The sequence below is a fragment of the Nocardioides sp. genome (genome assembly GCF_047602075.1).
Lineage (GTDB): Bacteria > Actinomycetota > Actinomycetes > Propionibacteriales > Nocardioidaceae > Nocardioides.
This window is the reverse complement of sequence record NZ_JASGIF010000001.1, coordinates 2,434,072-2,457,064: the sequence shown is the minus strand read 5'-3', so window position 1 is coordinate 2,457,064 and position 22,993 is coordinate 2,434,072. Positions and strand designations below refer to the sequence as shown.

Annotated in this window: 16 protein-coding genes; 10 read left to right on the top strand and 6 right to left on the bottom strand. The window is 69.8% G+C overall.

Annotation, left to right across the window (positions count from 1 at the left end; genetic code table 11):
- Positions 1–33 precede the first annotated feature (33 nt).
- The 3 genes from QM714_RS12360 to QM714_RS12350 form a co-directional block, all read right to left on the bottom strand.
- Entirely contained in the window at positions 34–882 is an 849-nt protein-coding gene (locus tag QM714_RS12360; RefSeq protein WP_415100841.1) for an SDR family NAD(P)-dependent oxidoreductase, read from the bottom strand.
- A gap of 67 nt (positions 883–949) precedes the next feature.
- Positions 950–1,819, bottom strand: a complete 870-nt coding sequence (locus QM714_RS12355; protein WP_415100839.1) for a DUF6576 domain-containing protein — start codon at positions 1,817–1,819, stop codon at positions 950–952.
- Positions 1,820–1,848: 29 nt separating this feature from the next.
- A complete protein-coding gene (locus QM714_RS12350; RefSeq protein WP_415100837.1) occupies positions 1,849–3,528 on the bottom strand; it encodes a formate--tetrahydrofolate ligase in 1,680 nt (559 codons plus the stop codon).
- Between the two features lie 234 nt (positions 3,529–3,762).
- Between QM714_RS12350 and recC the strand changes: the two genes are divergently transcribed.
- From recC to QM714_RS12320, 6 genes are all read left to right on the top strand, one after another.
- Positions 3,763–7,218 (top strand): exodeoxyribonuclease V subunit gamma, encoded by a 3,456-nt coding sequence (recC, locus tag QM714_RS12345; RefSeq protein WP_415100835.1) that lies wholly within the window; start codon positions 3,763–3,765, stop codon positions 7,216–7,218.
- Entirely contained in the window at positions 7,218–10,541 is a 3,324-nt protein-coding gene (locus QM714_RS12340) for a UvrD-helicase domain-containing protein (RefSeq protein ID WP_415100833.1), read from the top strand. Before recC ends, QM714_RS12340 begins: the two co-directional genes overlap by 1 nt.
- Positions 10,538–12,325, top strand: coding sequence for an exodeoxyribonuclease V subunit alpha (gene recD, locus QM714_RS12335; protein ID WP_415100831.1), 1,788 nt, complete (start codon positions 10,538–10,540; stop codon positions 12,323–12,325). Before QM714_RS12340 ends, recD begins: the two co-directional genes overlap by 4 nt.
- Positions 12,326–12,390: 65 nt before the next feature.
- Entirely contained in the window at positions 12,391–13,005 is a 615-nt protein-coding gene (locus QM714_RS12330) for an amino acid-binding protein (RefSeq protein WP_415100829.1), read from the top strand.
- Between the two features lie 3 nt (positions 13,006–13,008).
- Positions 13,009–13,815 carry a purine-nucleoside phosphorylase gene (locus tag QM714_RS12325; RefSeq protein ID WP_415100827.1) on the top strand — a complete coding sequence of 269 codons (807 nt, stop codon included), beginning with the start codon at positions 13,009–13,011 and terminating at the stop codon, positions 13,813–13,815.
- An 88-nt stretch (positions 13,816–13,903) separates the two neighbouring features.
- Positions 13,904–15,370, top strand: coding sequence for a purine-cytosine permease family protein (locus QM714_RS12320; protein ID WP_415100825.1), 1,467 nt, complete (start codon positions 13,904–13,906; stop codon positions 15,368–15,370).
- On the opposite strand, the gene QM714_RS12315 is transcribed toward QM714_RS12320, so the two are convergent.
- The 3 genes from QM714_RS12315 to QM714_RS12305 form a co-directional block, all read right to left on the bottom strand.
- Positions 15,319–16,689 (bottom strand): MFS transporter, encoded by a 1,371-nt coding sequence (locus tag QM714_RS12315; RefSeq protein WP_415100823.1) that lies wholly within the window; start codon positions 16,687–16,689, stop codon positions 15,319–15,321. The genes QM714_RS12320 and QM714_RS12315 overlap by 52 nt on opposite strands.
- Positions 16,690–16,753: 64 nt before the next feature.
- Positions 16,754–18,007 (bottom strand): L-2-hydroxyglutarate oxidase, encoded by a 1,254-nt coding sequence (gene lhgO, locus QM714_RS12310; RefSeq protein WP_415100821.1) that lies wholly within the window; start codon positions 18,005–18,007, stop codon positions 16,754–16,756.
- Positions 18,008–18,041: 34 nt separating this feature from the next.
- Positions 18,042–19,079 carry a LacI family DNA-binding transcriptional regulator gene (locus QM714_RS12305; RefSeq protein WP_415100819.1) on the bottom strand — a complete coding sequence of 346 codons (1,038 nt, stop codon included), beginning with the start codon at positions 19,077–19,079 and terminating at the stop codon, positions 18,042–18,044.
- 159 nt (positions 19,080–19,238) lie between these two features.
- Here QM714_RS12305 and QM714_RS12300 point away from each other — a divergent pair, with 159 nt between their 5' ends.
- From QM714_RS12300 to QM714_RS12285, 4 genes are read left to right on the top strand one after another with little or no spacing between them, the layout of a single operon-like run.
- Positions 19,239–20,198 carry a substrate-binding domain-containing protein gene (locus QM714_RS12300; RefSeq protein ID WP_415100817.1) on the top strand — a complete coding sequence of 320 codons (960 nt, stop codon included), beginning with the start codon at positions 19,239–19,241 and terminating at the stop codon, positions 20,196–20,198.
- 10 nt (positions 20,199–20,208) lie between these two features.
- On the top strand, positions 20,209–20,967 hold the full coding sequence (locus tag QM714_RS12295; protein WP_415100815.1) for an ATP-binding cassette domain-containing protein: 759 nt from the start codon (positions 20,209–20,211) through the stop codon (positions 20,965–20,967).
- A 4-nt stretch (positions 20,968–20,971) separates the two neighbouring features.
- On the top strand, positions 20,972–21,955 hold the full coding sequence (locus QM714_RS12290) for an ABC transporter permease (RefSeq protein WP_415100813.1): 984 nt from the start codon (positions 20,972–20,974) through the stop codon (positions 21,953–21,955).
- Positions 21,952–22,992, top strand: a complete 1,041-nt coding sequence (locus QM714_RS12285) for a phosphotriesterase (RefSeq protein ID WP_415100811.1) — start codon at positions 21,952–21,954, stop codon at positions 22,990–22,992. The genes QM714_RS12290 and QM714_RS12285 overlap by 4 nt, the downstream gene beginning before the upstream one ends.
- Position 22,993: the final 1 nt, after the last annotated feature.

The following is a 22,993-nucleotide window of genomic DNA, read 5'->3' as shown; positions in this document are numbered from 1 at the left end:
CGGCAGATGGGGAGCCCCCGGGGACGCGGGACCCTAGGACTGCTGCTCGGGGCGCCCCTGGAAGTCGTCCATGGTGTGGTAGATCCCGAGCACCCGGTCGGCGAGGAAGTCGCGCACGCCACCGGGGACGATGCCCTTGACCGCCTCGCTGAGCAGCACGGTTTTGGGCATCACCACGAACGACTTGCCGCGCAGCATCGCCGACCAGGTCTCGGCGACGACGTCCTCCGGCTCGAGCAGGGGCAACAGCGGAGCCGAGTGCGCGCCGTCGAACATGCCGGTCTTGATGTAGTAGGGGCACACCGTGGTCACCCGCACGTGCTGGTGTCCCGCCTGCTCCAACTCGAGGCGGACCGACTCTGACCAACCGACGACGGCCCACTTGGAGGCGGCGTACGACGCCATCCGCGGGTTGGCGGTCAACCCGGCCGCGGAGGCGAGGTTGACCAGGCGGCACGGTGCGTCGCTCTCGATCATCGCGGGGAGGAACTGGCGCGCGACCAGCATTGGCCCCAGCGCGTTGACCGACATGGTGAACTCGGTGTCGTGCTCGGTGTCGGTCTCCCAGAAGTAGTGGTTGCCGCGCACGACTCCGGCGTTGTTGACGAGCACCTCGATGGTGCCGACATCGGTGAGTACGGCGGTCGCGGCGTCTTGGACCGCCGCGCGATCCGACACGTCGACCACGTCGATGCGCACTCGCCCGCCGTCGGTGTCGAGCTCGTCGCGGGTCTGCGCCAGGGCGTCCTTGTCGACGTCCCAGAGCACCACCGTGGTCGCGCCTTCAGCAAGAGCGCGCTCGGCGAAGAGCCGCCCCATGCCCATGGCCGCGCCGGTGACCAACACCTTCTTGCCAGCGACGTCTTGGAGTGTCGTGCCCACCTCTTCATCGTGGCACTGCCGGGGCGTCGGCGACACCGATGCGGGCCCGGAAGAGACGTTGCGTTGCTCACTCCCCGCGCAGTCGTCGGCGCAGCACCTCCAGCTGCTTGCGCTCGGACTTGGTGAGCGAGTCCATGCCGGTCGCGCCGATCTTGTCGAGCAGGTCGTCCAGCTTGGCCCGGTCGCTCGCCGCCTGGCTGCTAGAGCCGGTCCACGGCCCGGACACGACGGTGCCGGGGCCCTGGGAGCGGCGTGCCTGACGCGGCTGGCGGTGCCGGAAGAAGGCGAGATCGGGGATCTGGTGGTAGTCGCGCAGCAGGCCCAGCGACCGCGCCACTACGGCGGCCAGAGCGAGGCCGACCACGAAGTCCACGAGTCCCACGAAGTCGCGTTGGGACAGGTAGGACAACACCGGCAGCGCCACGAAGATCGCGCCGATCACCCAGCCGGGGATGTTGAAGAAGAACCGGATGTAGGGATTCTCCGCGATGAAGAGGAGCAGCACGATCAACCCGATCGTGCCCAATCCGTAGCGGATCAGGACGGCGTCCTGGAACAGCACCGAGAGCGCGACGGTCAGCACGCCGAGGCAGAGCGTCACCCACACCAGCAGGTTGGCCATCTTGGTCCGGCCGAGGGTCTGCTCGAGGAAGGTCCCGAAGTACCAGAAGAAGAAGATGGTGATGACCGACCAGAACGAGATGTCGTTGGCCATCGGCCAGGTCGCCACCCGCCACACCTGGCCGGACCGCCAGACCAGGAACGGGTCGAGCACCAGGGCCTCGAAGAGCGAGGGGACGAGCGCGAACACCACGAACATCACCGCGGCGGCGATGGAGGTGAACGTCGTCGTGTTGACGTCGAGCGTCCCGATTCGGAACCACGGATCCGACTCGCCGCCGCCGGGCACGGGGGAGAACCGGAATCGACTGGCCACCGGCGAAGCCTAACAACGTCGCCACGTACTTAGGACAACCCGACGATGTTGCCTTCCTCGTCGAGGTCGATCCGGTCCGAGGCCGGCACCTTGGGCAGGCCGGGCATCGTCATGACGTCCCCGGTGACGAGGACGACGAAGCCGGCGCCGGCGTTGAGCCGGACCTCCCGGACGTTGATGACGTGGCCGCTCGGAGCGCCGAGCAGGCTGGGGTCGGTGGAGAAGGAGTACTGCGTCTTCGCGATGCAGATCGGCAGGTGGCCGTAGCCGTCGGCCTCGATCCGGTCGAGGCGACGCTTGGCCTTGGCGTCCCAGGTGACGCCCGAGGCGCCGTACACCCTGGTCGCGACGGCCTCGGCCTTGCCGGCCAGCGACTGCTCGTCGTCGTAGACGAAGGAGAAGCCGTCGCTGTCGTCGGCCTCGATCGCGGCCAGCACACCCCGAGCGAGGTCCTCTGCGCCGGCGCCACCGTCGGAGAAGTGGGTCGCCGGGAAGGCGGCGACGCCCTCGGCAGCGGCAAGCTGCTTGACCAGCTCGATCTCGGCGTCGGTGTCGCTGGGGAACCGGTTGATCGCGACGACCGGGGGCAGACCGTAGACGTCGCGGATATTGCGCAGGTGGCGACGGAGGTTCTCGGCTCCCGCGGTGACGGCGTCGAGGTTCTCCTCGGTGAGCTCGGGGACCTTCACGCCGCCGTGGTACTTCAGCGCCCGCACCGTGGCGACCACGACGACCGCCGACGGGCGGAGCCCGGAGGCCCGGCACTTGATGTCGATGAACTTCTCCGCGCCCAGGTCGGCGCCGAAGCCCGCCTCGGTGACCACGTAGTCGGCCAGCTTGAGCGCCGTCCGCGTCGCCATCACCGAGTTGCAGCCGTGCGCGATGTTGGCGAACGGGCCGCCGTGGATCATCGCCGGTGTGTGCTCGAGGGTCTGCACCAGGTTGGGCGCCAGGGCGTCGCGCAGGACCACGGCCATCGCACCGTGGGCCTTGAGCTCGCGGGCGGTGACCGGCTGCTTCTCGCGGTTGTAGCCGATCACGATGTCACCCAGCCGCTCCTTGAGGTCGGCGAGAGACTCGGAGAGACAGAAGATCGCCATCACCTCCGAGGCGACCACGATGTCGAAGCCGTCCTCACGGGGGAAGCCGTTGGCGACCCCGCCGAGGCCGACCACGATGTCCCGCAGCGCCCGGTCGTTGAGGTCGACCACCCGCTTCCAGGCGACCGTGCGTGGGTCGATGCCCAGCGCGTTGCCGTGGTGGACGTGGTTGTCGATCAGCGCCGCGAGCAGGTTGTTGGCCGCGGCGATCGCGGCGAAGTCGCCGGTGAAGTGGAGGTTGATGTCGGTCATCGGCACGACCTGGGCGTAGCCGCCGCCGGCCGCGCCGCCCTTCATCCCGAACACCGGGCCCATCGACGGCTCGCGCAGCGCGACCATCGACTTCTTGCCGATCCGCTGCAGGGCGTCGGCGAGTCCGACCGAGGTGGTGGTCTTGCCCTCCCCCGCAGGTGTCGGCGAGATCGCCGTCATCAAGATCAGGGTGCCGTCGGGTCGGTCCTGGACGGACCTGATGTAGGGCAGCGACACCTTCGCCTTGGTGTGGCCGTACGGCGCCAGTGCCTCGGCGTCGATGCCCAGCTTCTCCTGGGCCAGCGGGATGATCGGTCGCAGGGTTGCTGCGCTGGCGATCTCGATGTCGGACAGCATGGGACTCCGTTGTCTCCTCTCGGCACTGCCGCACGGCTCGCCGCGGGATGGCCTCCCGTCGCGGTCGAGGCGGGCGCCGTCCGCACGATACGCCCGCTGTGGGCGGTTTGTCTCGTATCGCGCATCGGGTTGCGTATCACACAACTCGATCACGAGGCGCCTGGCTGGGTTGCGGGAGGCGCTTGGTACGGCGGGACCGTGGTGCTGTCGGAGCCACGCCCTAGGGTCGTGGCCATGACCCTGTGGCTGCATCGCGCTTCTCGGGCGGACGTGCTGGCCGACCAGCTGGGGGAGCTGCTGAGCACCCCGCTGGCGGACCCGTTCGCCACCGAGGTCGTCGTGGTGCCGGCGAAGGGCATGGAGCGGTGGTTGTCCCAGCGGCTGTCCCACCGACTCGGCCGAGGCGGCACCGTCGGGGAGCTTCGTGACGACGGCGTGTGCGCGGGCGTGGACTTTCGCACCCCGTGGTCACTGGTGGCCGAGATCACCGGCCAGCGTGACGAGGACCCTTGGGCACCGGATGCCTTGGCCTGGCCGGTGCTGGAAGCGATCGACGATGCGTTGGGCGAGGCTTGGGCGGAGCCGCTGGCGATCCATCTCGGACACGGTCTCCGCGGCGCGGACGCGGACGTGGGGGCGGCCGACCTGAGGTTGGGGCGGCGCTATGCGTTGGCTCGGCGGATCGCGGGCCTGTTCGCGTCGTACTCCCTGCAGCGGCTGACCGTCCTCGACGACTGGGCGACCGGTCGTGCCACCGACGGCTGCGGACTGCCGGTGCCCGACGACCTGGCCTGGCAGCCGGAGCTCTGGCGACGGGTGCTGGAGCGGGTGCCCGCACCCGCACCGCCGGAGCGACACCGGGCCGCTCTCGACCGACTCGCGGGTGAGCCGCGGTCCATCGACCTGCCCGATCGGCTCTCCCTCTTCGGGCACACCAGGCTCCCGAGCACCGAGCTGCAGCTGCTGAGTGCGCTCGGCGAGCATCGCGAGGTGCACCTGTGGCTGCCGCATCCCTCCCACGAGCTCTGGCGCGCCCTGGCGCCGATCGTCGCTGGCGGGCCGGTGCGCCGCGCCCACGACGAGAGCTACCAAGCCGCCCGGCATCCGCTGCTGGTCTCCCTCGGCCGCGACGTGCGCGAGCTGCAGCGCACCGTGGCCCAGGCGGACCCCGACAGGGCAGATCTCGACAGGGCAGATCTGGACAGGGCAGATCTCGACCAAGGTCACCCCGATCGGAGCGAAGAGCGAGGACTGCTCGGTTGGCTGCAGTCAGACCTGATGGCCAACGTGTCCGATCGGACGAGTGGGCGGACCTGGACGCCGACGGACCGCTCCGTCCAGGTGCATGCCTGCCATGGTCCGGCTCGTCAGGTCGAAGTGCTCCGCGAGGTGCTGCTCGGGTTGCTGGCCGACGATCCGACGCTGGAGCCGCGCGACGTGCTGGTGATGTGCCCGGACATCGAGACCTATGCGCCGTTGGTCTCCGCGGCGTTCGGACTCGGGGACGTCGTCGGTGAGGGCGGCCATCCCGCCCACCGGCTCCGGGTCCGGCTGGCCGACCGGGCGCTCCACCAGACCAACCCACTGCTGGCGGTGGCGGCGCGGCTGCTCGAGCTTGCCGGGGGCCGTGCGCTCGCCAGCGACGTGCTCGACCTTGCTCACGCGGAGCCGGTGCGTCGCCGGTTCGGCTTCTCCGAGGACGACCTCGATCAGCTCGCCACCTGGGTGGCGGAGGCGGGTGTGCGCTGGGGTTTCGACGCGGAGCATCGACGCGACTTCGGCCTCGCCGACTTCGTGCAGAACACCTGGCGGTTCGGTCTCGACCGACTCCTCGCCGGGGTGACCATGTCGGCCGACGCGGGGACGTGGATCGACAAGACCCTGCCGCTGGACGACGTCGGCAGCGGTCAGGTCGACCTGGCCGGCAGATTCACGGAGTACGTCGACCGCCTGGTCGCGGTGACCGATGCCCTAGTCGGCAGCCATCCGCTGCAGCACTGGCTGGACACCCTGGCCGACGGGGTCGAGTCGCTCACCGACGTCGCCCCCGCGGATGCCTGGCAGGCCGGTCAGGTCCAGCGCGAGCTGGGCCGGATCGGCGCCGAGCACTCGTCCCGCGGCTCTGCTCGACGAGAGGACGAGCACCACGGTGGCGACCTGCTCCGCCTTCCCGATGTGCGCGCACTGCTGAGCAGCCGACTGGCTGGCCGACCGACCCGAGCGAACTTCCGCACCGGCACGCTCACCGTCTGCACGATGGTCCCGATGCGTTCGGTGCCCCATCGAGTGGTCTGCCTGCTCGGTCTCGACGACGGTGTCTTCCCGCGGGTCGGCATCATCGACGGCGACGATCTGCTCGCCCGGGCACCGATGACCGGCGAGCGCGATCTGCGCAGCGAGGACCGCCAGCTGCTGCTCGACGCGATCATGGCGGCGACCGAGACGCTGGTGATCACCTACACCGGTGCCGATCCCTACTCCGGACAGCCCCGGCCTCCCGCCGTACCCCTCGGTGAGCTGCTGGATGCGCTCGACGAGACCGCGACGGCGCCTGAGGGCCCGCTCGCCCGGGCGGTCGTCACCCACCACCCGCTGCAGCCCTTCGACCGCCGCAACCTCACTCCGGGGGCGCTGACGCCGAAGACACCCTTCACCTTCGATCCGGTCGCGCTCGCCGGTGCTCGAGCGGCCGGGAGCGTGCGCACTGCTCCGCCGGCGTTCCTGCCCGGTGCGCTGCCCGAGCTGGCGCGCGGAGACGTCGCGCTCGACGAGCTGGCTGCCTTCCTCAAGCATCCGGTGCGCGCATTCCTGCGCGACCGGCTCGAGATCGCGCTGCCGGCCGAGGAGGAGCCGGTGGCCGACGGTCTGCCGGTCGAGATCGACGCGCTCGCCCAGTGGGGGGTCGGGGACCGGGTGCTGGCCGATCTGCTCGGTGGGGTCGACCCGGTCCGTGCCCGTGAGCAGGAGTGGCGCCGCGGTGTGATGCCGCCCGGTCGCCTCGGCTGGCGCATGCTCGGCGACATCGTCGAGCGCGCGGTGCCGTTGGCCCGAGCCGCACTGGAGCTGCGCACCCGTCCGCCGACCGCGGTAGACGTCGACGTCGACCTGGGTGACGGGCGCTGGCTGCGCGGCACCGTGCCTGGCGTGTACGGCGACCGGTTGGTGGCCGTCTCCTACTCCCGGCTCGGCGCGACCCACCGATTGCAGTCGTGGCTGCGTCTCCTCGCCCTGGCCGGCGCCGACCCCGACCACAACTGGACCGCCCACACCGTCGGGCGACCCACCAACTCGCGTTCTCCCGACGCCTACGCCACCTCACTGCTCGGACCGGTCGACGATCACACCGCGCGCAGGCTGGTGGCAGAGCTGGTCGATCTCCGGGATCGGGGTCTGGCGGGGCCGCTGCCGCTGCCGATCAAGGCGTCCTACTCCTATGCCAAGCTGCGCCGCACCGACGCCAGCGTCGCCCAGGCACGGGTCAAGGCGGGCTGGGACTGGGCTGACGGCAGGTTCCCCGGCGAGTGCTCCGACGCGGCGCACGTGCGCACCTGGGGACCGGGTGCTGCCATTCCCGGGCTCACCGAGCCACCGCAACCCGGCGAGGAAGTGGCGGGTGAGCGGGACCGGTTCGGCGCGCTGGCACTGCGCCTGTGGGGTCCTCTGCTGACTGCCGAGCAGGGGAGCTGGTGATGGACCGCTTCAACCTCGCCGATCCGCTGCCGAGCGGCACCACCCTGCTGGAGGCCAGCGCGGGGACCGGCAAGACGTTCACGGTCGCGGGCCTGGTCACCCGCTACGTCGCCGAGGGCCACGCCCGGCTCGAGGAGATGTTGGTGATGACCTTCGGGCGGGCGGCCAGCCAGGAGCTGCGCGAGCGGGTCCGTGAGCAGCTGGTCGAGGCCGAGCGCGCCCTGTCACGTCCGGTCGCCGAGCCCCCCAACGAGCTCGTCGCCCTCCTCGTCGACGCAGACGAGTCGGAGCTTGTCGAGCGTCGGCGCCGGCTGCGCGAGGCGCTGGCCTCCTTCGACGCCGCGACGATCGCCACCACCCATCAGTTCTGCCAACTGGTGCTGCGCTCCCTGGGCGTCGCCGGTGACACCGACCCGGGGGTGCGTCTGGTCGAGAACCTGGACGACCTCGTCGTCGAGGTGGTCGACGATCTCTATCTGCAACGCTATGGCCAGGCATCCGGCAAGCCGCCGTTCGACCGGGCGGCGGCGCTGCAACTCGCCTTCCGCGCCGTCGAGGACCCGCAGGCCCGGCTCGCCGACGTCCGTGCGGTGGAGGGGTCGTCGCCCTGGGAGCGGGTGGACTTCGCGGAAGCCGTGCGCGCTGAGATCGAGCGCCGCAAGCGGCGGCTGGGCATCTTGAGCTACGACGACCTGCTCGGCAGACTTGCCGCTGCGCTCGAGGCGCCCGACGCGCCCGCCCGTCAGCGGATGCGCGCGCGCTGGCGGATCGTGCTGGTCGACGAGTTCCAAGACACCGACCCGGTGCAGTGGCAAGTCATCGACCGTGCGTTCTCCGGTCACGCCACGGTGGTGCTGATCGGCGATCCCAAGCAGGCCATCTACGGCTTCCGTGGCGGTGACGTGGTCACCTACCTGACGGCTGCGCGCACCGCCACGACGTCAGCCACCTTGGCCACCAACTGGCGCACCGACCAGGCGGTGGTCGACCGACTCCAGGTGGTGCTCTGCGACGCCGCGCTAGGTGAGGAGTCCATCGTGGTGCGCGAGGTGACGGCCGCCCACGAGGGCAGTCGCCTGGCTGGGTTGCCGCATCCCTCGCCGTTCCGGATCCGCGCGCTGCGGCGCGACGGCTTCCGGCTGACCAAACCGGGTGAGGTCGGGGTGCGTGACGCACGCCGCCACATTGCCGCCGACTGCGCGGCCGACATCGCCGCGGCGCTGGCCTCCGGCGCGACGTACGCCGGCCGGCCGCTGCAGGCCCGAGACATCGCCGTCCTCGTCGGCGTCCGCGAGCACGGCGTGCTGGTGCAAGCCGAGCTGGCCGCCCGCGGCATCCCGTCCGTCGTGGCCGGTGGCGGTCACGTGCTGCGCACACCCGCTGCCGACGACTGGCTGGCTCTGCTCGAGGCGCTCGACCAGCCCCATCGCGCACCGCGCGTCCGGGCCGCGGCGCTCACTGCCTTCTTCGGCTCGACCACCGCGGAGCTGGTGGAGGAGGACGGTGCGCTCACCGATCGAGTCGCCGACACGCTGCGCGGCTGGGCGGTCCTGCTGCGCGGGCGCGGGGTGGCCGCGCTGGTCGAAGCGGCCGAGGAGCGCGGCCTGACTCCTCGGGTGCTGGCTCGCACGGACGGCGACCGTCTGCTCACCGACCTGCGCCACATCGCCCAACTGCTGCACGAGACCGCTACCCGCGAGCGGCTCGGCCTGACCGCGCTGCTGCAGTGGTTCCGCGGGGAGCGCGAGCGCAACGCCCCGACGACCGAGCGCACCCGTCGACTCGACAGCGACTCGGCGGCCGTCCAGATCGTCACCATCCACGCCAGCAAGGGCCTCCAGTATCCCCTGGTCTATCTCCCGTTCGCCTACGAGAAGTTTGTCCGTCCCGTCGAGACCGCCCTGTTCCACGAGGACGGCCAGCGCACTCTCGACGTCGCCGGCGCGGGCGACCAGTGGGCCGGGCACGTCGCGCTCCACCAGGCCGAGGAGGCGGGCGAGGATCTCCGCGAGCTGTACGTCGCCCTGACCCGGGCTCAGTCCCAGGTCACCTGCTGGTGGGCACCCACGACCAACACGCCGACAGGTCCGTTGCATCGGCTGCTGTTCGGCCGCCAGCCCGGACAGGCCATCGTGCCGGACCGGCAGGCTCTGCGCGATGACGACTACTCCTTCCGCGTGCTCGAGATGATCGAGGAGCTCGGCGGACCGTCGCTGGAGGAGTCCGTGGTGGCGGACGCCGTCCCGGCACTCCCGCCCGCGGACCTGGGCGAGCTGGCCCGACGCAGGTTCGAGCGGAGCATCGACACCGAGTGGCGGCGGACGTCGTACTCCGGTCTGATCCGAGCCGAGGAGACGTCCCCGGCCGTGGACAGCGAGCCGGAGGTGAGTCCGTTGGAGGACGAGCCGGAGGACGCCGATGACGAGCCGCAGCTGCCCGTCGAGGTGGCGGCGGAGGCGACCGTCGACCTGCCGTCTCCGATGGCCGACCTCCCCGCGGGCGCGGCCTTCGGCAGCCTGGTCCATGCCGTGCTGGAGAAGGCCGATCCTCAGGCCGCGGACCTGCGCGCTGAGTTGGCCAGCGTGATCGCCGAGGAGCGACGCTGGTGGCCGGTGGATACCGGCGTCGAGGAGTTGGCAGACGGCTTGCTGCCGCTGCACGAGACTCCGCTGGGGCCGCTGTTGCCCGGACTGACTCTGCGCGACCTGGGCCGTGCGGATCGCCTCTGCGAGCTGGACTTCGAGTTCCCGCTGGTGGGTGGCGACCAGCGCGGCGCGGTGCCGGATCGTCGTCTGCGCGACCTCGCGGAGGTCTGGCGGAGGCACCTGCCCGCCGGTGATCCGCTGCTGCCCTATGCCCACCGCCTCGAGCAGCCGGTGCTCGGCGACCAACAGCTGCACGGCTACTTGTCCGGCTCCATCGACGTGGTGCTGCGGGCCACCGGTCCGGACGGGCCGCGGTTCGTCGTCGTGGACTACAAGACCAACCTGCTCGGCGAGCCGGGTCGCCCGGCGACCGCCGCCGACTACGCGCGCCCACGGCTCGCGGAGGCGATGCTGCACTCGCACTATCCGCTGCAGGCCACGCTCTACTCCGTGGTGCTGCACCGCTATCTGCGCTGGCGACTCCCCGCCTACGACCCCGATCGTCACCTGGGCGGTGTGCTCTACCTCTACCTGCGGGGGATGTGCGGACCGGACACACCGTTGGTCGATGGTCATCCGGCAGGAGCCTTCAGCTGGGCGCCGCCGACCTCCTTCGTGCTGGCGGTCTCCGACCTGCTGGCCGGCGATCAGGTCCCCGGCGTGGGGGTGTCGGGATGACCGAGCTGTTCGAGGCGGTCGATCGACACGACCGACGGCTGGTTCGCTCGGCGACCGGACTGCTCGCGACGTTCAACCGGGCGGGTGTGCTGGAGGCGGCGGACGTGCATGTGGCGGCGCGGCTCGGCGAGCTCGTCGGCGAGTCCGACGACACCGTGCTGCTCGCCGTCGCCCTCGCAGTGCGCGCCGTGCGCCGCGGATCGGTCTGCGTCGACCTCGCCGAGGTGGTCGCCCAGGAGGCCGATCCGGGATCCGTCGCCGCGGAGCTGCCCTGGCCGTCGCCGGCCGGCTGGTTGGACCGGATCGGCGCCAGCCCCTTGCGCGCCTCCTCGGTCGTCGAGGTCGAAGGCGGCCTGCTCTACCTCGACCGCTACTGGCGCGAGGAGGGCCAAGTCCGCGACGATCTGGTGGCCCGGGCCGCCCAACCGCCGCCCGTCGTCGACGCCGAGGTGCTCGACGCTGGCGCACGCCGGATCTTCCCCGACGGCTACTCCGAGCAGCGCGCTGCCGCCGAGGCGGCCGCACACCGGTGGACCACCGTCCTCACCGGTGGGCCCGGGACCGGCAAGACGACCGCTGTCGCGGGCCTCTTGTCCCTGCTGGCCGAGCAGGCCCCGGCCGAGCGGCCACCCCGGGTCGCGCTCACCGCGCCGACGGGCAAGGCCGCGGCCCGTCTCCAAGAGGCCGTTGCCGAGGCCGCTGGTGCCATGCCTGCCCAGGATCGGGACCGGCTGGGCGAGCTCTCCGCGTCGACCTTGCATCGGCTGCTCGGTTGGCGACCGCAGCACCGCACCCGCTTCCGGCATCATCGAGACAACCGGTTGCCCCACGACATCGTGGTGGTCGACGAGACCTCGATGGTGTCGCTGACCATGATGGCCCGCCTGGTCGAGGCGATCCGGCCGGACGCTCGGCTGGTGCTGGTGGGCGACCCCGACCAGCTGGCCTCGGTCGAGGCCGGCGCGGTGCTCGCCGATCTGGTCGCCGGTCTCGGATCGCGTGACCCCGACTCGGTCGTCGCTCTGCGCACCTCGCACCGCTTCGGGGCCGGCATCGGCGAGCTCGCGACCGCCGTGCGCGATGGGGACGACGAAACCGCCTGGACCCTGCTCCGCGAGGGTGGCGACGAGGTGGAGCTCGTGGACGCCGAGGACCCGGCCGCAGCGGAGTTGGTGCGTGGTGTCGCGCTGGGCGCTGCGCTCGAGGTCCGCGCTGCCGCCGAGTCCGGCGATGCGGTGTCCGCGGCCACGGCCCTGGATCGGCACCGGCTGCTGTGTGCCCACCGCGACGGGCCGTTCGGCGCCGCCCACTGGAACCGGCAGGTCGAGCGCTGGTTGGGCGAGACGTTGGGGGTGCCGGTGGGTGCTGCGCGGGGCCGGGAGTGGTACGTCGGCCGCCCCCTCCTCGTGACCGCCAACGACTACGGTCTCGGCCTCTTCAACGGCGACACCGGGGTCGTCATCCACGACGACGACGCCCCGCACGGGCTCAGTGCCGCCATCTCGGCGGTGGGCGAGCCGCTCAGATTCGCCACGTCCCGGCTCGCTGACGTCGAGACGCTGCACGCGATGACGGTGCACAAGAGCCAGGGCAGCCAGGCCGTCGAGGTGACCGTGCTGCTTCCTGCGGAGGACTCTCGACTGCTCTCCCGGGAACTCTTCTACACCGCGATCACCCGAGCCCAGCACAAGGTGCGTGTGGTCGGGACCGAGGCCACCATCCGCGCCGCCGTCACCCGTCGGGCCCAGCGCGCCTCCGGTCTGCGCCAACGTCTGGCGGAGTAGTCCGACGCCGTTTCGCGTCCCGGCACGGAAACATCGCGGCAACATGTGTCGTCTAGCCTCGAACCGTGCCTTTCCTGTTGCGAGTCGAGTTGCCCGACGTCCCGGGCTCCCTGGGTCGGGTCGCGTCCGCGATCGGTGCCGGCGGTGGTGACATCGAGGCCATCGAGATCGTGGAGCATCGCCCCGACGGCACCGCAGTCGACGACGTGATGCTGGAGCTCGCGGCCGGCGTGATGCCGGACTCGGTGGTGTCGGCGTGCAACGCGGTCGAGGGTGTCCGGGTGGTGTGGATCAGCCGCTACGCCGCAGGCGGGAACCTGCTGCTCGACTTGGAAGTGGTCGAAGAGCTGACCGTCCATCGAGAGCAAGCGTTGGACCGGCTGGCCGGCATGCTGCCCGTCGCGTTCCGGGTCGACTGGGCCGCCCGGGTGCGCCACACTGCCGACGGCGCGGTGGCGGTCAGCGCGACCGAGGCCGCACCGACCGAACTGCCCTGGGCGGATCTGAAGCAGGCCGAGCGGCTCCCACCGGTCGACGACGTCACGCTGCTGTGTGGTGCACCGCTGCTCGACGACGAGATCGTCGTGCTGGGTCGCAGTGGCGGTCCGGAGTTCCTCGACAGCGAACTGGCCAGACTGGGTCATCTGGCCGGGCTGGCCGTGTCGATCGCCGGTCGCTGACCCGTGGGTCCCTTCCGGGCCGCCCGTGAAGCCGCCGAGGCGGTGCGTGCTCGCACCGGACGGTCGTCGTACGACGCCGTGCTGGTGCTCGGCTCCGGTTGGGCCCCGGCGATCGACTCCTGGGGTGAGCCGTTCGCGCGGATGCCGATGGCGGAGGTCCCGCACTTCTTGACCCCGGCCGCCGAGGGACATCGTGGTGAGCTGCTGGGGTTCGACCTCGACGGCGCAGCGGTGCTGGTGCTGTCCGGACGGACCCATCTCTACGAAGGGCACGGGCCGCGACCGGTCGTGCACGGCGTGCGGACCGCCGCCGCGCTCGGCTGTCGGGTGGCCGTGCTGACCAACGCGAACGGGTCCTTGCGTCCGGACTGGGAGATCGGGCGGCCCATCGTGATCAGCGATCACGTCAACGCCACCGGTGTCTCGCCGATAGAGGGGGCGCACTTCGTGGATCTCACCGATGCCTGGTCGCCGCGGCTGCGAGCGCGAGCGGGTGAGCTCGACCCTGAGCTGGCAGAGGGCGTCTACGCCCAGCTCCGCGGCCCGCACTACAACACCGCGGCGGAGGCCGAGTGGCTGCGTCGGGTCGGCGCGGACCTGGTCGGCATGTCGACCGTTCCGGAGGCCATCGCCGCTCGCGAGGCTGGGCTCGAGCTGTTCGGGGTCTCGGTGGTGACCGCGATCGAGGGCAGCGAGGACGCCATCGATCCCTCGAACGTCGTCGCCGCCGCCGAACGCACTGCTCGCCGCCTCGGCCCGCTCCTCGCGGACGTCATAGAGAACGGTTGCTCGAGCGACCACGAAGTATGACCTGCCGCCGTAGCCCTGCGTCCGCGCCCCACCCGGAGTACCAGGGGTGGGGCTCGCCCTCACTCGTTGCGAGGTGCACGATGGGCCTATGACCGACTCCACGACGTACGCCGAGACGCGCCGCCTCGGTGTCGAGACCACCGGCATCGAGATCATCGACGAGGCCGAGCGCACCGCTCGTCCGGCCAACCTGTTCTGGCCCTGGTTCGCCGCCAACGTGTCGGTGTTCGGGGTCAGCTATGCGGCGTTCATCCTCTACTTCGGGATCTCCTTCTGGCAGGGCGTCTTCGTCGCCGTCGTCGGGATCACCGTGTCCTTCATGCTGTGCGGGATCATCGCGATCGCCGGCAAGCGCGGCTCCGCGCCGACGATGATCCTGTCCCGCGCGCCATTCGGCGTCGTCGGGCAGAAGGTGCCCGGAGTGATCTCGTGGCTGGTCTCCATCGGCTGGGAGACCTTCTTGGCGATCATGGCCGTGCTCGCGACGGCGACGGTCTTCAGCGAGCTCGGCTGGAGCGACGGCAACGCCACCAAGATCGTGGCCGCCGTCGTCGTGGCCGCGCTGATCGTGTCGGCCTCGGTCGCCGGCTATCACATCATCATGAAGATGCAGTCCTGGCTGACCTGGATCACCGGGATCGTCACGATCGGCTACATCCTGCTCACCTTGAAGGACATCGACTGGTCGGCGGTGTCCGCGATTCCGGCGGGCTCTACCCAGTCGGTGATCGGCGCCCTCACCATGGTGATGACCGGCTTCGGTCTCGGCTGGATCAACATCGCAGCCGACTGGTCGCGCTATCAGCACCACGACTCCTCGTCGGTAGGCATCGTCGTCTGGAACACCTTCGGCGGCGCGATCGCGCCCGTGCTGCTGGTCCTCTATGGTCTGGCCCTGGCCGGGTCCTCGCCGAAGGTCCTCGACGGTGTCGCCGCCGATCCGATCGGGACACTGGCGACGCTGCTGCCGACGTGGTACCTCGTGCCCTTCCTGATCTGCGCCATCCTGGCCCTGGTCAGCGGTGCCGTGCTGGGGATCTACTCGTCCGGGTTGACCTTGCTTTCGCTAGGCGTCCGCATTCCTCGCCCGAGCGCGGCCTTCGTCGACGGTGTGATCCTCACCCTGGGCACGATCTACGTCGTGTTCTTCACCGACGACTTCCTCGGCCCGTTCCAGAGCTTCCTGATCACGCTAGGTGTGCCGCTCGCGTCCTGGGCGGGGATCATGATCGCCGACATCGCCCTGCGCAAGCGGGACTACGACGAGGTCGCCCTGTTCGATCCGAAGGGTCGCTACGGCTCGGTCGACTGGGTTGCGATCGGCACCATGGTGGGCGCCTCGATCATCGGCTGGGGACTGGTCATCAACCAGTTCGCCGACGCCTCCTGGAACAACTGGCAGGGTTACCTGCTCGGCCCGCTGGGCATGGGCGGCAAGGACGGTGACTGGGCCTACGCCAACATCGGCGTCCTCGCTGCGCTGGTGCTCAGCTTCGTGGTCGTCTACGTCGCCAAGGCTCCCGTCGTACGCCGCCAGGAGGCCGACGCGAGCTGATCGGTCACCGGACCGAGCGGATCCGGGTGACGAAGATCGAGCCGAGGACGCTGACCACGAAGGCGAAGCCGTAGACCACGCCGTACCCCAAAGACCACGACTCGCCGTGGGTGGCCACCGAGCCGCCGGAGTTGCGGACCAGGGTGAGCAGCAGGCCGGCGATGATCGGGGCGAACACCTGCGGGAGGGCGTTGGCGATGTTGATGACGCCGAGGTCCTGCGCGGCCCTCGGCGGCGGGCAAGACCTGGGTGATCAGCGCGAAGTCGACGGCGGTGTAGATGCCATAGCCGACCCCGAGGACCGCTGCCGCGACGACGGCGGCCGGGTAGGTCTGGGGGATGGCCAGGATCAAGGTGGCGGTGCCGGCGACGATGCCGGACCAGATCACGAACACCTTGCGGCGGCCGAGCCGGTCGCTCCAGGCACCACCGAATGCCGTGGTGAAGACCATGGTGAGCGCATAGATCACGGTCAGCCAGAAGACCTTGTCGGGGCCTTCGTCCTCGGAGAAGCCGAGGCCGTCGGTGACGAAGTAGAGCAGGTACATCGTGCCGACGTAGTTGCCGATGTTGACCAGGAACCGGGTGATCCAGGTCCAGGCGAAGTCGGGATGGCGGCGCGGCGAGACCCAGAACGAGGACAAGAACCGGCCGAGTTGGAACGGCGGCGGCCGATAGTCCCGGGGCAGCGCGAGGTCGCGGGAGCGCAACGCATAGGGGAGGGTGAGGACGAGCAGGACCGCGATCGTGACGAGGTAGCCGGCGGCGATGCTGCCTGTCACCGAAGCGATCCCGACACCTCCGACGACTCCGAGGGTCTGTGCGATGGCCAGGAGGCCGCCGACCAGTCCGCGGCGGGCTTCGGGCACCTGATCGGGTACGGCGGCCGTCACCGCGGCGTACATGGCGTTCAAGAACATCTGCACGCCGCACCAGCCGAGCATCATCATCGGCACGCTCTCGGCCACCGAGAGCACCACCAGGGAGAGTGCGCCACCCGCGGCGCCGACCAGGATCCAGGGCAGCCGCCGGCCCATCCGCAAGGTGGTGCGGTCGGAGAATGCGCCGAACAACGGGTTGCACACCGTGGAGACGAAGGCGCCCACGCCGAGCACCCAGCCGAGCACCTGCTCCTTGTGGTCCGGCGAGATCGCGCGGGCCTGCTCGGCGAGCAGCACTTGGATCGGGCCGAACCAGCCGGCCGTGATGCCGAGGTTGACCAGGCTCAGTGCGCTGACCCAGCTCCAGGGCGGATTGGTGGTGGGCTCGGCGAGCGCGGAGCGCCCGGAGGTCTCGGCGGCCGCGTCGAAGGACGTCACGGAAGGACATTCTGGGGCCACCATGCCCCTTCCGTCAGCACCCGACTGCTTGACCGACGCAAGGTCAGCGAGAGGGCGCGGGCTGGATCCGATCGCAGATCGTGTGAGCGATCTCCAGGGCCGCAGTCGCGGCGGGGGAAGGGGCGTTGCAGACGTGGAGCGCGTCGGCCTCCTCGACCAGCAAGAAGTCGTCGACCAGACTGCCGTCGGCTCGGAGCGCCTGTGCCCGGATGCCCGCGGGGGCGGGCACGAGGTCGTCCTCGGTGATCTCCGGGACGAGCCGTTGCACGCTGCGGGCGAAGGCACGCTTGGAGAACGAGCGATGTATCTCCTGCAGGCCGGCCCGCCAGTGTCGGCGCGCGAGCCGCCGGAGGCCGGGGTAGCCCACCGCGTCTCGGAGGTCGGCCAGGTTCAGATCACGCTTCGGATAGCCCTCCCGAGCCAGCGCGAGCACCGCGTTGGGTCCCGCGTGCACGTGGCCGCCGACCATCTTGGTCAGATGCACGCCCAGGAACGGGAAGTCTGGATCGGGAACCGGATAGATCAGCGTCTTGACCAGGTTGCTGCGATCGGGCGCGAGCTCGTAGTACTCACCTCGGAAAGGCACGATCCGTGCGCCCGGATCCGCTCCGGACAGGCGCGCCAGCCGGTCGCTCTGCAGACCACCGCAGGTGACCACGAAGCGTGCCTTCAGATCTCCGTGGGTGGTCTCGACGATCCGTCCGCCGGTGGTGCGCCGTATCCCCGTCACCTCTACCCCCGTGACGACCTCGGCCCCCGCCGACGTGGCCTCCTCGGCCAGCGCTCGACACACGCCGCGGTAGTCGACGATGCCGGTAGACGGCACCCGGACGGCCTCGACGCAGGCCAGATGGGGTTCGGTCTCACGCGCCTCGGCGGCGGTGATCTTGGTGACGGCCAGACCGTTCTCCAACCCCCGTTGGAAGAGACGGTCCAGGCCAGCGCGCTCGCCCTCCTCGGTGGCGACGACGAGCTTCCCGCACACCTCGTGGGCGATGCCGTGCTCCTGCGCGAAGGCGACCATCGACCGGCTACCCGCCGCGCACAGCCGCGCCTTGAGCGAGCCGGGCGGGTAGTAGATGCCCGAGTGGATCACGCCGGAGTTGCGCCCGGTCTGGTGACTGGCGAGGGCCGGCTCCTTCTCGACCAGAGTGATCCCCAGCCCCGGTCGGCGCCGGGTCAGCTCACGCGCCACCGCCAGCCCGATGATCCCGCCGCCGACCACGGCCACGTCTCGCCAGGAGTCGTCGAACGCCGCGGTGGCGGGCAGATGCAACGCCGGATCGGCCTGCTGCACCGTGCACCTCCTGAGGATGATCGCCGGCAGTCCACTATGCCCGGGTCGGCGAGCCGAGGTGCTCAGCGGGACTGGTCTCGCCGGGAACGAACATCGGGTCGAAGCGATGCGCCACACCCGGGCCGTCGTCGTGGTCATTCGCCACGCCGCCCGGATGGCCCTCCGATGCGCCGGCTTCGATGAGGTCGCGGATGGCCAGGGTCATCGCCTCGACCGGTTGCCGGATGGTGGTCAGGGTCGGCTGGGCCAGAGCAGCGGCGCCGACGCCGTCGAAGCCGACGACACGGAAGTCGCCAGGCACACTGTGCCCCCGATGCAGGATCTGGGCGAGCACGCCGACGGCGATCACGTCCGCGGCCGTCACGATGGTGGCTTGCTTCCAGCCCTCGTCGAGGAGCCGCTGGGCGGCGGTGTGCCCCCACTCGGTAGAGAAGGACCCGAGCAGGACCGGCGTGTCTTCGCCGAACACCCGCCGGAAGCCGTCGAGCCGCTCGTGGGCCGAGGAGGAGCTCGGCTCGGCGCCGATCAGCACGACCGGCTGCTGCTTTCGGTCCACCCAGGTGCCGACGTGCTCTCCGACGAGTTCCATGCCGCGGTGGTTGTTCACCCCCACGAAGTGAGCGTGGGTGCTCGGCACGCAACGGTCGAGCTGCACGGTGGGTACGACGGCCGCGGCGAGGTCGACGGCCGCGGCACTGCCCTGCTCGTGGACGGGGATCATCACCAAGGCATCCACCTGCCGGCCGAGGAAGGAGTGGACACCTCGGAGCTCGGTGGCCAGCGAGCTGTCGGCGCTGTAGACGAGCAGGTCGCTGTCGGTCTCGGTGAAGGCTCGCGCCAGATGCTGGGCAAGGGCGGAGAAGAACGGGTTGTCGAGGTCGGGGACGATCAGCCCGACGGTCGAGGACCGGGTCTGGCGCAGTGCCCGGCCGACCAGGTTGACCCGGTAGCCCAACTCCTCGGCTGCCCTGGTCACGCGGTCGGCGAGTTGTGGGTCGACGGTGCGGCTTCCGCTGAGGGCGCGCGAGACGGTGGCGACCGAGACGCCGGCACGCTCGGCCACATCTGCCATCCGGGGGCGCCGACTGCCTGGCTGCACGTGGGCATCCTGCCCTATCGGGGCGAATCTGTCTCACCATATGGAAATCGATTACCAAGCCTATGGACGTGGCCCGGATCACGTCACTACGATCCCACCCACGTCGGAAATCGATTGCCCAAGGAGGCCGGCATGACCAGGAACGTGAACAGGTGGGTAGCAGTCGCAACCTGCTCGGCAGTGCTGGCGCTGGCCGCCTGCAGCACCGGCAACGAAGAACCGAAGGCGTCGGACAACGGTGGCAGCAGCGACAAGTGCGTCATCGGGATGACCCAGATCAACCAGACCGCAGCCTTCTTCACCCAGATGAACGAGGGTGCGGAGGAGGCGGCCAAGAGCGCGGGCTGTGACCTGACGATCGCCAACGCCAACAACGACTCGTCGAAGCAGAACAGCGACATCGAGAACTTCGTCTCCCAGCAGGTGACCGGCCTGATCGTGGTCGCCATCGATGTCAACGGCGTGCTTCCGGCGGTCAAGGCCGCGAAGGATGCCGGCATCAAGGTGGTCGCCATCGACGCCCAGCTCGAGGACGGCTCGGTCGACACCTTCGTCGGTGTCGACAACGAGAAGGCAGGCGCCGAGGCCGGCCAGTGGGTGGTCGACCAGGGTCTCGCGGACGGTGCGTCGTACGGCGTCGTCGACGCCCGGAACTCCTTCATCCAGAACCAGCGTGAGGACAGCTTCCGCAAGGTCATCGACGACGCCGGGGCGAAGTTCACCCAGAGCGTCAACGGCGACAACGTGCAGGAGAAGGCGGCCAACGCCGCGCAGAACCTGGTGACCGCGCAGCCGGACCTGGACTTCGTCTACACGACCGGTGAGCCGGCCACGGTGGGTGCGGTGGCCGCGCTCGACCCGTCGGGCAAGACCAAGATCATCGGCTGGGATCTCACCGCCGAGGTGATCGAGGGGGTCGACAGCGGTCTGGTGACCGCAGTGGTCCAGCAGAACCCGAAGCAGGAGGGTGTCGAGGCCGTGAACGAGCTCAAGGCGGTGATCGGTGGCGCGACGGCCAAGGGCTTCATCGACGTCCCGATCACGATCGTGACCAAGGACAACGTCGACGACTTCCGTTCGATCTTCGAGTGAGAGCGGATCGATGACGAGCGAGGCAAGCACCCGGGCCGGTGCGCCGGCCCGGGTGGAGATGCAGGGCATCACGAAGAGCTTCGGAGCGCTCAAGGTGCTCCGTGGCGTCGACCTGAGCGTCGCCCGAGGTGAGGTCGTCGGACTGGTCGGCGACAACGGGGCCGGCAAGTCCACGCTGATGAAGATGTTGGCTGGCGCGGTCGTCCCGGATCAGGGTCGAATCCTGGTCGACGGCGACGAGCTGACCGGCACCGGCCCACGAGCAGCGCGGGCGCACGGCATCGAGATGGTCTACCAGGACCTGGCACTGTGCAACGACGTGGATGTCGCCGGCAACCTGTTCCTCGGTCGGGAGCCCTACCACCCGGTGACCCGCAAGCTCGACCACGCCCGCATGCACCGTGAGGCGGCCGAGGACCTCGCCAAGCTGCACATCCGGATCTCCGACACGCGTCAGATGGTCGGGAACATGTCCGGTGGCCAACGGCAGGCGATTGCCATCGCTCGTGCGGTCACCTTCGACCCGAAGGTGCTGGTCCTCGACGAGCCCACCGCCGCGCTGGCGGCGCGCGAGGTCGAGATGACCCTGCAGCTCATCCGAGACGTGTCTTCGCGCGGAGTGAGCGTCATCTTGATCACCCACCGACTGCAGGACCTCTTCGAGGTCGCCGACCGCTTCGTGGTGCTGCACGAGGGTGTCAACCACCGGGAACTGATCCCGACCGAGACCGACCTGACCGGTCTGGTGACCGCGATGATGGGGAAGTGAACAGATGAGTGCCAACGTCGCAAGCGCCAAAGACATGCGCATGGAGTTCGTGGCGAAGAACTTCGGGGTGATCTCGATCAGCGCGGTCTTCGTCGTGCTGTTCGCCTACTTCAGCGTCTCCTCCGACGCCTTCTTCACCAGTCAGAACCTGGTCAACGTGTTGCGTCAGGTGGCTCCGACGGTCATCGTCGCGGTGGGCATGACCTTCGTCATCACGACCGGGCAGATCGACTTGTCGGTCGGGTCGATCGTCGGGTTGTCCGCCGCCGCCCTCGGCATCTTCGCCGAGTCCGGCAACGGACTGGTCGCCTTGCTGGGCACGCTCGCGATCGCCCTGGCGATCGGGATGGCCAACGGTGTGATCACCGCGTTCGGCAAGGTCCAGTCCTTCATCGTCACCCTGGCGGCGCTCACCGCGGTCCGCGGCGTCGCGCTGCTGATCACCGACGGCTACAGCACCCCGATCACCTCGAAGCTCCTGCTGCCACTCGGCAACGGCAAGCTGGCCGGCATCTTCACGCCGACCTGGCTGGCCCTGCTGGCGGTCGTCGTCGGGTGGTACGTCTTCAACCACACCCGGTTCGGCCGCTACGTCACCGCGGTCGGTTCCAACGCCGAGTCCTTGCGACGCGCAGGTGTCGACATCCGGTGGATCCAGGTGGCCGTGCTCGCTCTGACCGGTGTGCTGGCCGGAGTGGCCGGCATCATCACCGCGGCTCGGCTGGCGAGCGGATCCTCCAACTCGGGCACCATGTTCGAGCTCGAGGTGATCACCGCGGTCGTGCTCGGTGGGACCAGCCTGATGGGTGGCCGCGGCTCTATTGTCGGGTCGGCCATCGGTGCGCTGACGCTGGGCATCATCAACAATGGGCTGGTGCTGGCTCGAGTGGACGTCTACTGGGTGCCGATCACCCAGGGCCTGATCCTGATCGCGGCCATCTTCCTCAACAGCAGGCTGTTCGGCCGGATCGTGGGCAATCGGACGTGACCGAACCGTCAGTCATGACCGTCCGCGGTCCGCTCGCCGCGGCCGACCTCGGCGTCGTGCTGACCCATGAGCACCTGCTCAACGACATGACATCGTGGCATCAGCCGACCACGTTCGAACTGATGGACGCCGAGGAGTTCGCCTCCGGACCGGTCGGCGAGAACCTGCTCTGGGAGTTGCGCCAGGACCCCTTCGGCAACCGTGACAACTGCATCCTGGACGACCTCGATGTCGCCTGTGAGGAACTGAGCCGGTTCGCCGCCCTCGGGGGCGGCACGATGCTCGACGCCACCTCTCTCGGGGTGGGGCGTGACCTGGTGAGCCTGCGCACCATCAGTGAGCGCACTGGTGTCCACGTCATCGCCGGCACCGGCTACTACCTCGACGGCGCCCAGCCGACCGAGGTCAAGGGTCTGCCGCCGCAGGCCCTGGCCGAGCGGATCCTGGCCGATCTGACCGACGGTGAGCACGGGATCCGGCCGGGCTTCATCGGCGAGATCGGGGTCAGCGCCGACTTCACACCCGCCGAACAGGCCAGTCTGGGGGGGGCCTTTCTCGCGCAGCGTGAGGTCGACCTGCCGGTCCAGGTTCACCTTCCCGGCTGGTTCAGGCGGGGCGGGGAGGTGCTCGACATCGCCGACGAGTACGGCGTCGACCCCGCTCGAGTGGTCCTGTGCCACATGAGTCCGTCGGGAGCTGACCTGGCCTACCAGTCGGCGCTCCTGCGCCGCGGTGCGTGGCTGCAGTACGACATGATCGGGATGGAGGTCTTCTACGCCGACCAGGGCGTGCAGTGCCCGTCGGACGAGGAGAACGCCGTTCACGTCGCCAGGCTCCTCGAGCACGGTTTCGGCGGCCAGGTGCTGCTCAGCCACGACATCTTCTTGAAGTCCCTGCTGCGTCGCCACGGTGGTCCTGGCTACGCGCACATCCTGCAGTTCTTCGTGCCGCGACTGAGACGGCACGGACTCCACGACACCGACATCGACACCTTGTTGGTGCAGAACCCCCGACGACTCTTCGTGAAGGAGAAGTGAA

Coding starts and splice junctions, on each gene's coding strand:
- QM714_RS12290 (WP_415100813.1), top strand. CDS start 20,972: ATGAGTGCCAACGTCGCAAGCGCCAAAGACATGCGCATGGAGTTCGTG.
- QM714_RS12305 (WP_415100819.1), bottom strand. CDS start 19,079: ATGGCAGATGTGGCCGAGCGTGCCGGCGTCTCGGTCGCCACCGTCTCG.
- QM714_RS12295 (WP_415100815.1), top strand. CDS start 20,209: ATGACGAGCGAGGCAAGCACCCGGGCCGGTGCGCCGGCCCGGGTGGAG.
- recC (WP_415100835.1), top strand. CDS start 3,763: ATGACCCTGTGGCTGCATCGCGCTTCTCGGGCGGACGTGCTGGCCGAC.
- QM714_RS12300 (WP_415100817.1), top strand. CDS start 19,239: ATGACCAGGAACGTGAACAGGTGGGTAGCAGTCGCAACCTGCTCGGCA.
- QM714_RS12320 (WP_415100825.1), top strand. CDS start 13,904: ATGACCGACTCCACGACGTACGCCGAGACGCGCCGCCTCGGTGTCGAG.
- QM714_RS12350 (WP_415100837.1), bottom strand. CDS start 3,528: ATGCTGTCCGACATCGAGATCGCCAGCGCAGCAACCCTGCGACCGATC.
- QM714_RS12340 (WP_415100833.1), top strand. CDS start 7,218: ATGGACCGCTTCAACCTCGCCGATCCGCTGCCGAGCGGCACCACCCTG.
- recD (WP_415100831.1), top strand. CDS start 10,538: ATGACCGAGCTGTTCGAGGCGGTCGATCGACACGACCGACGGCTGGTT.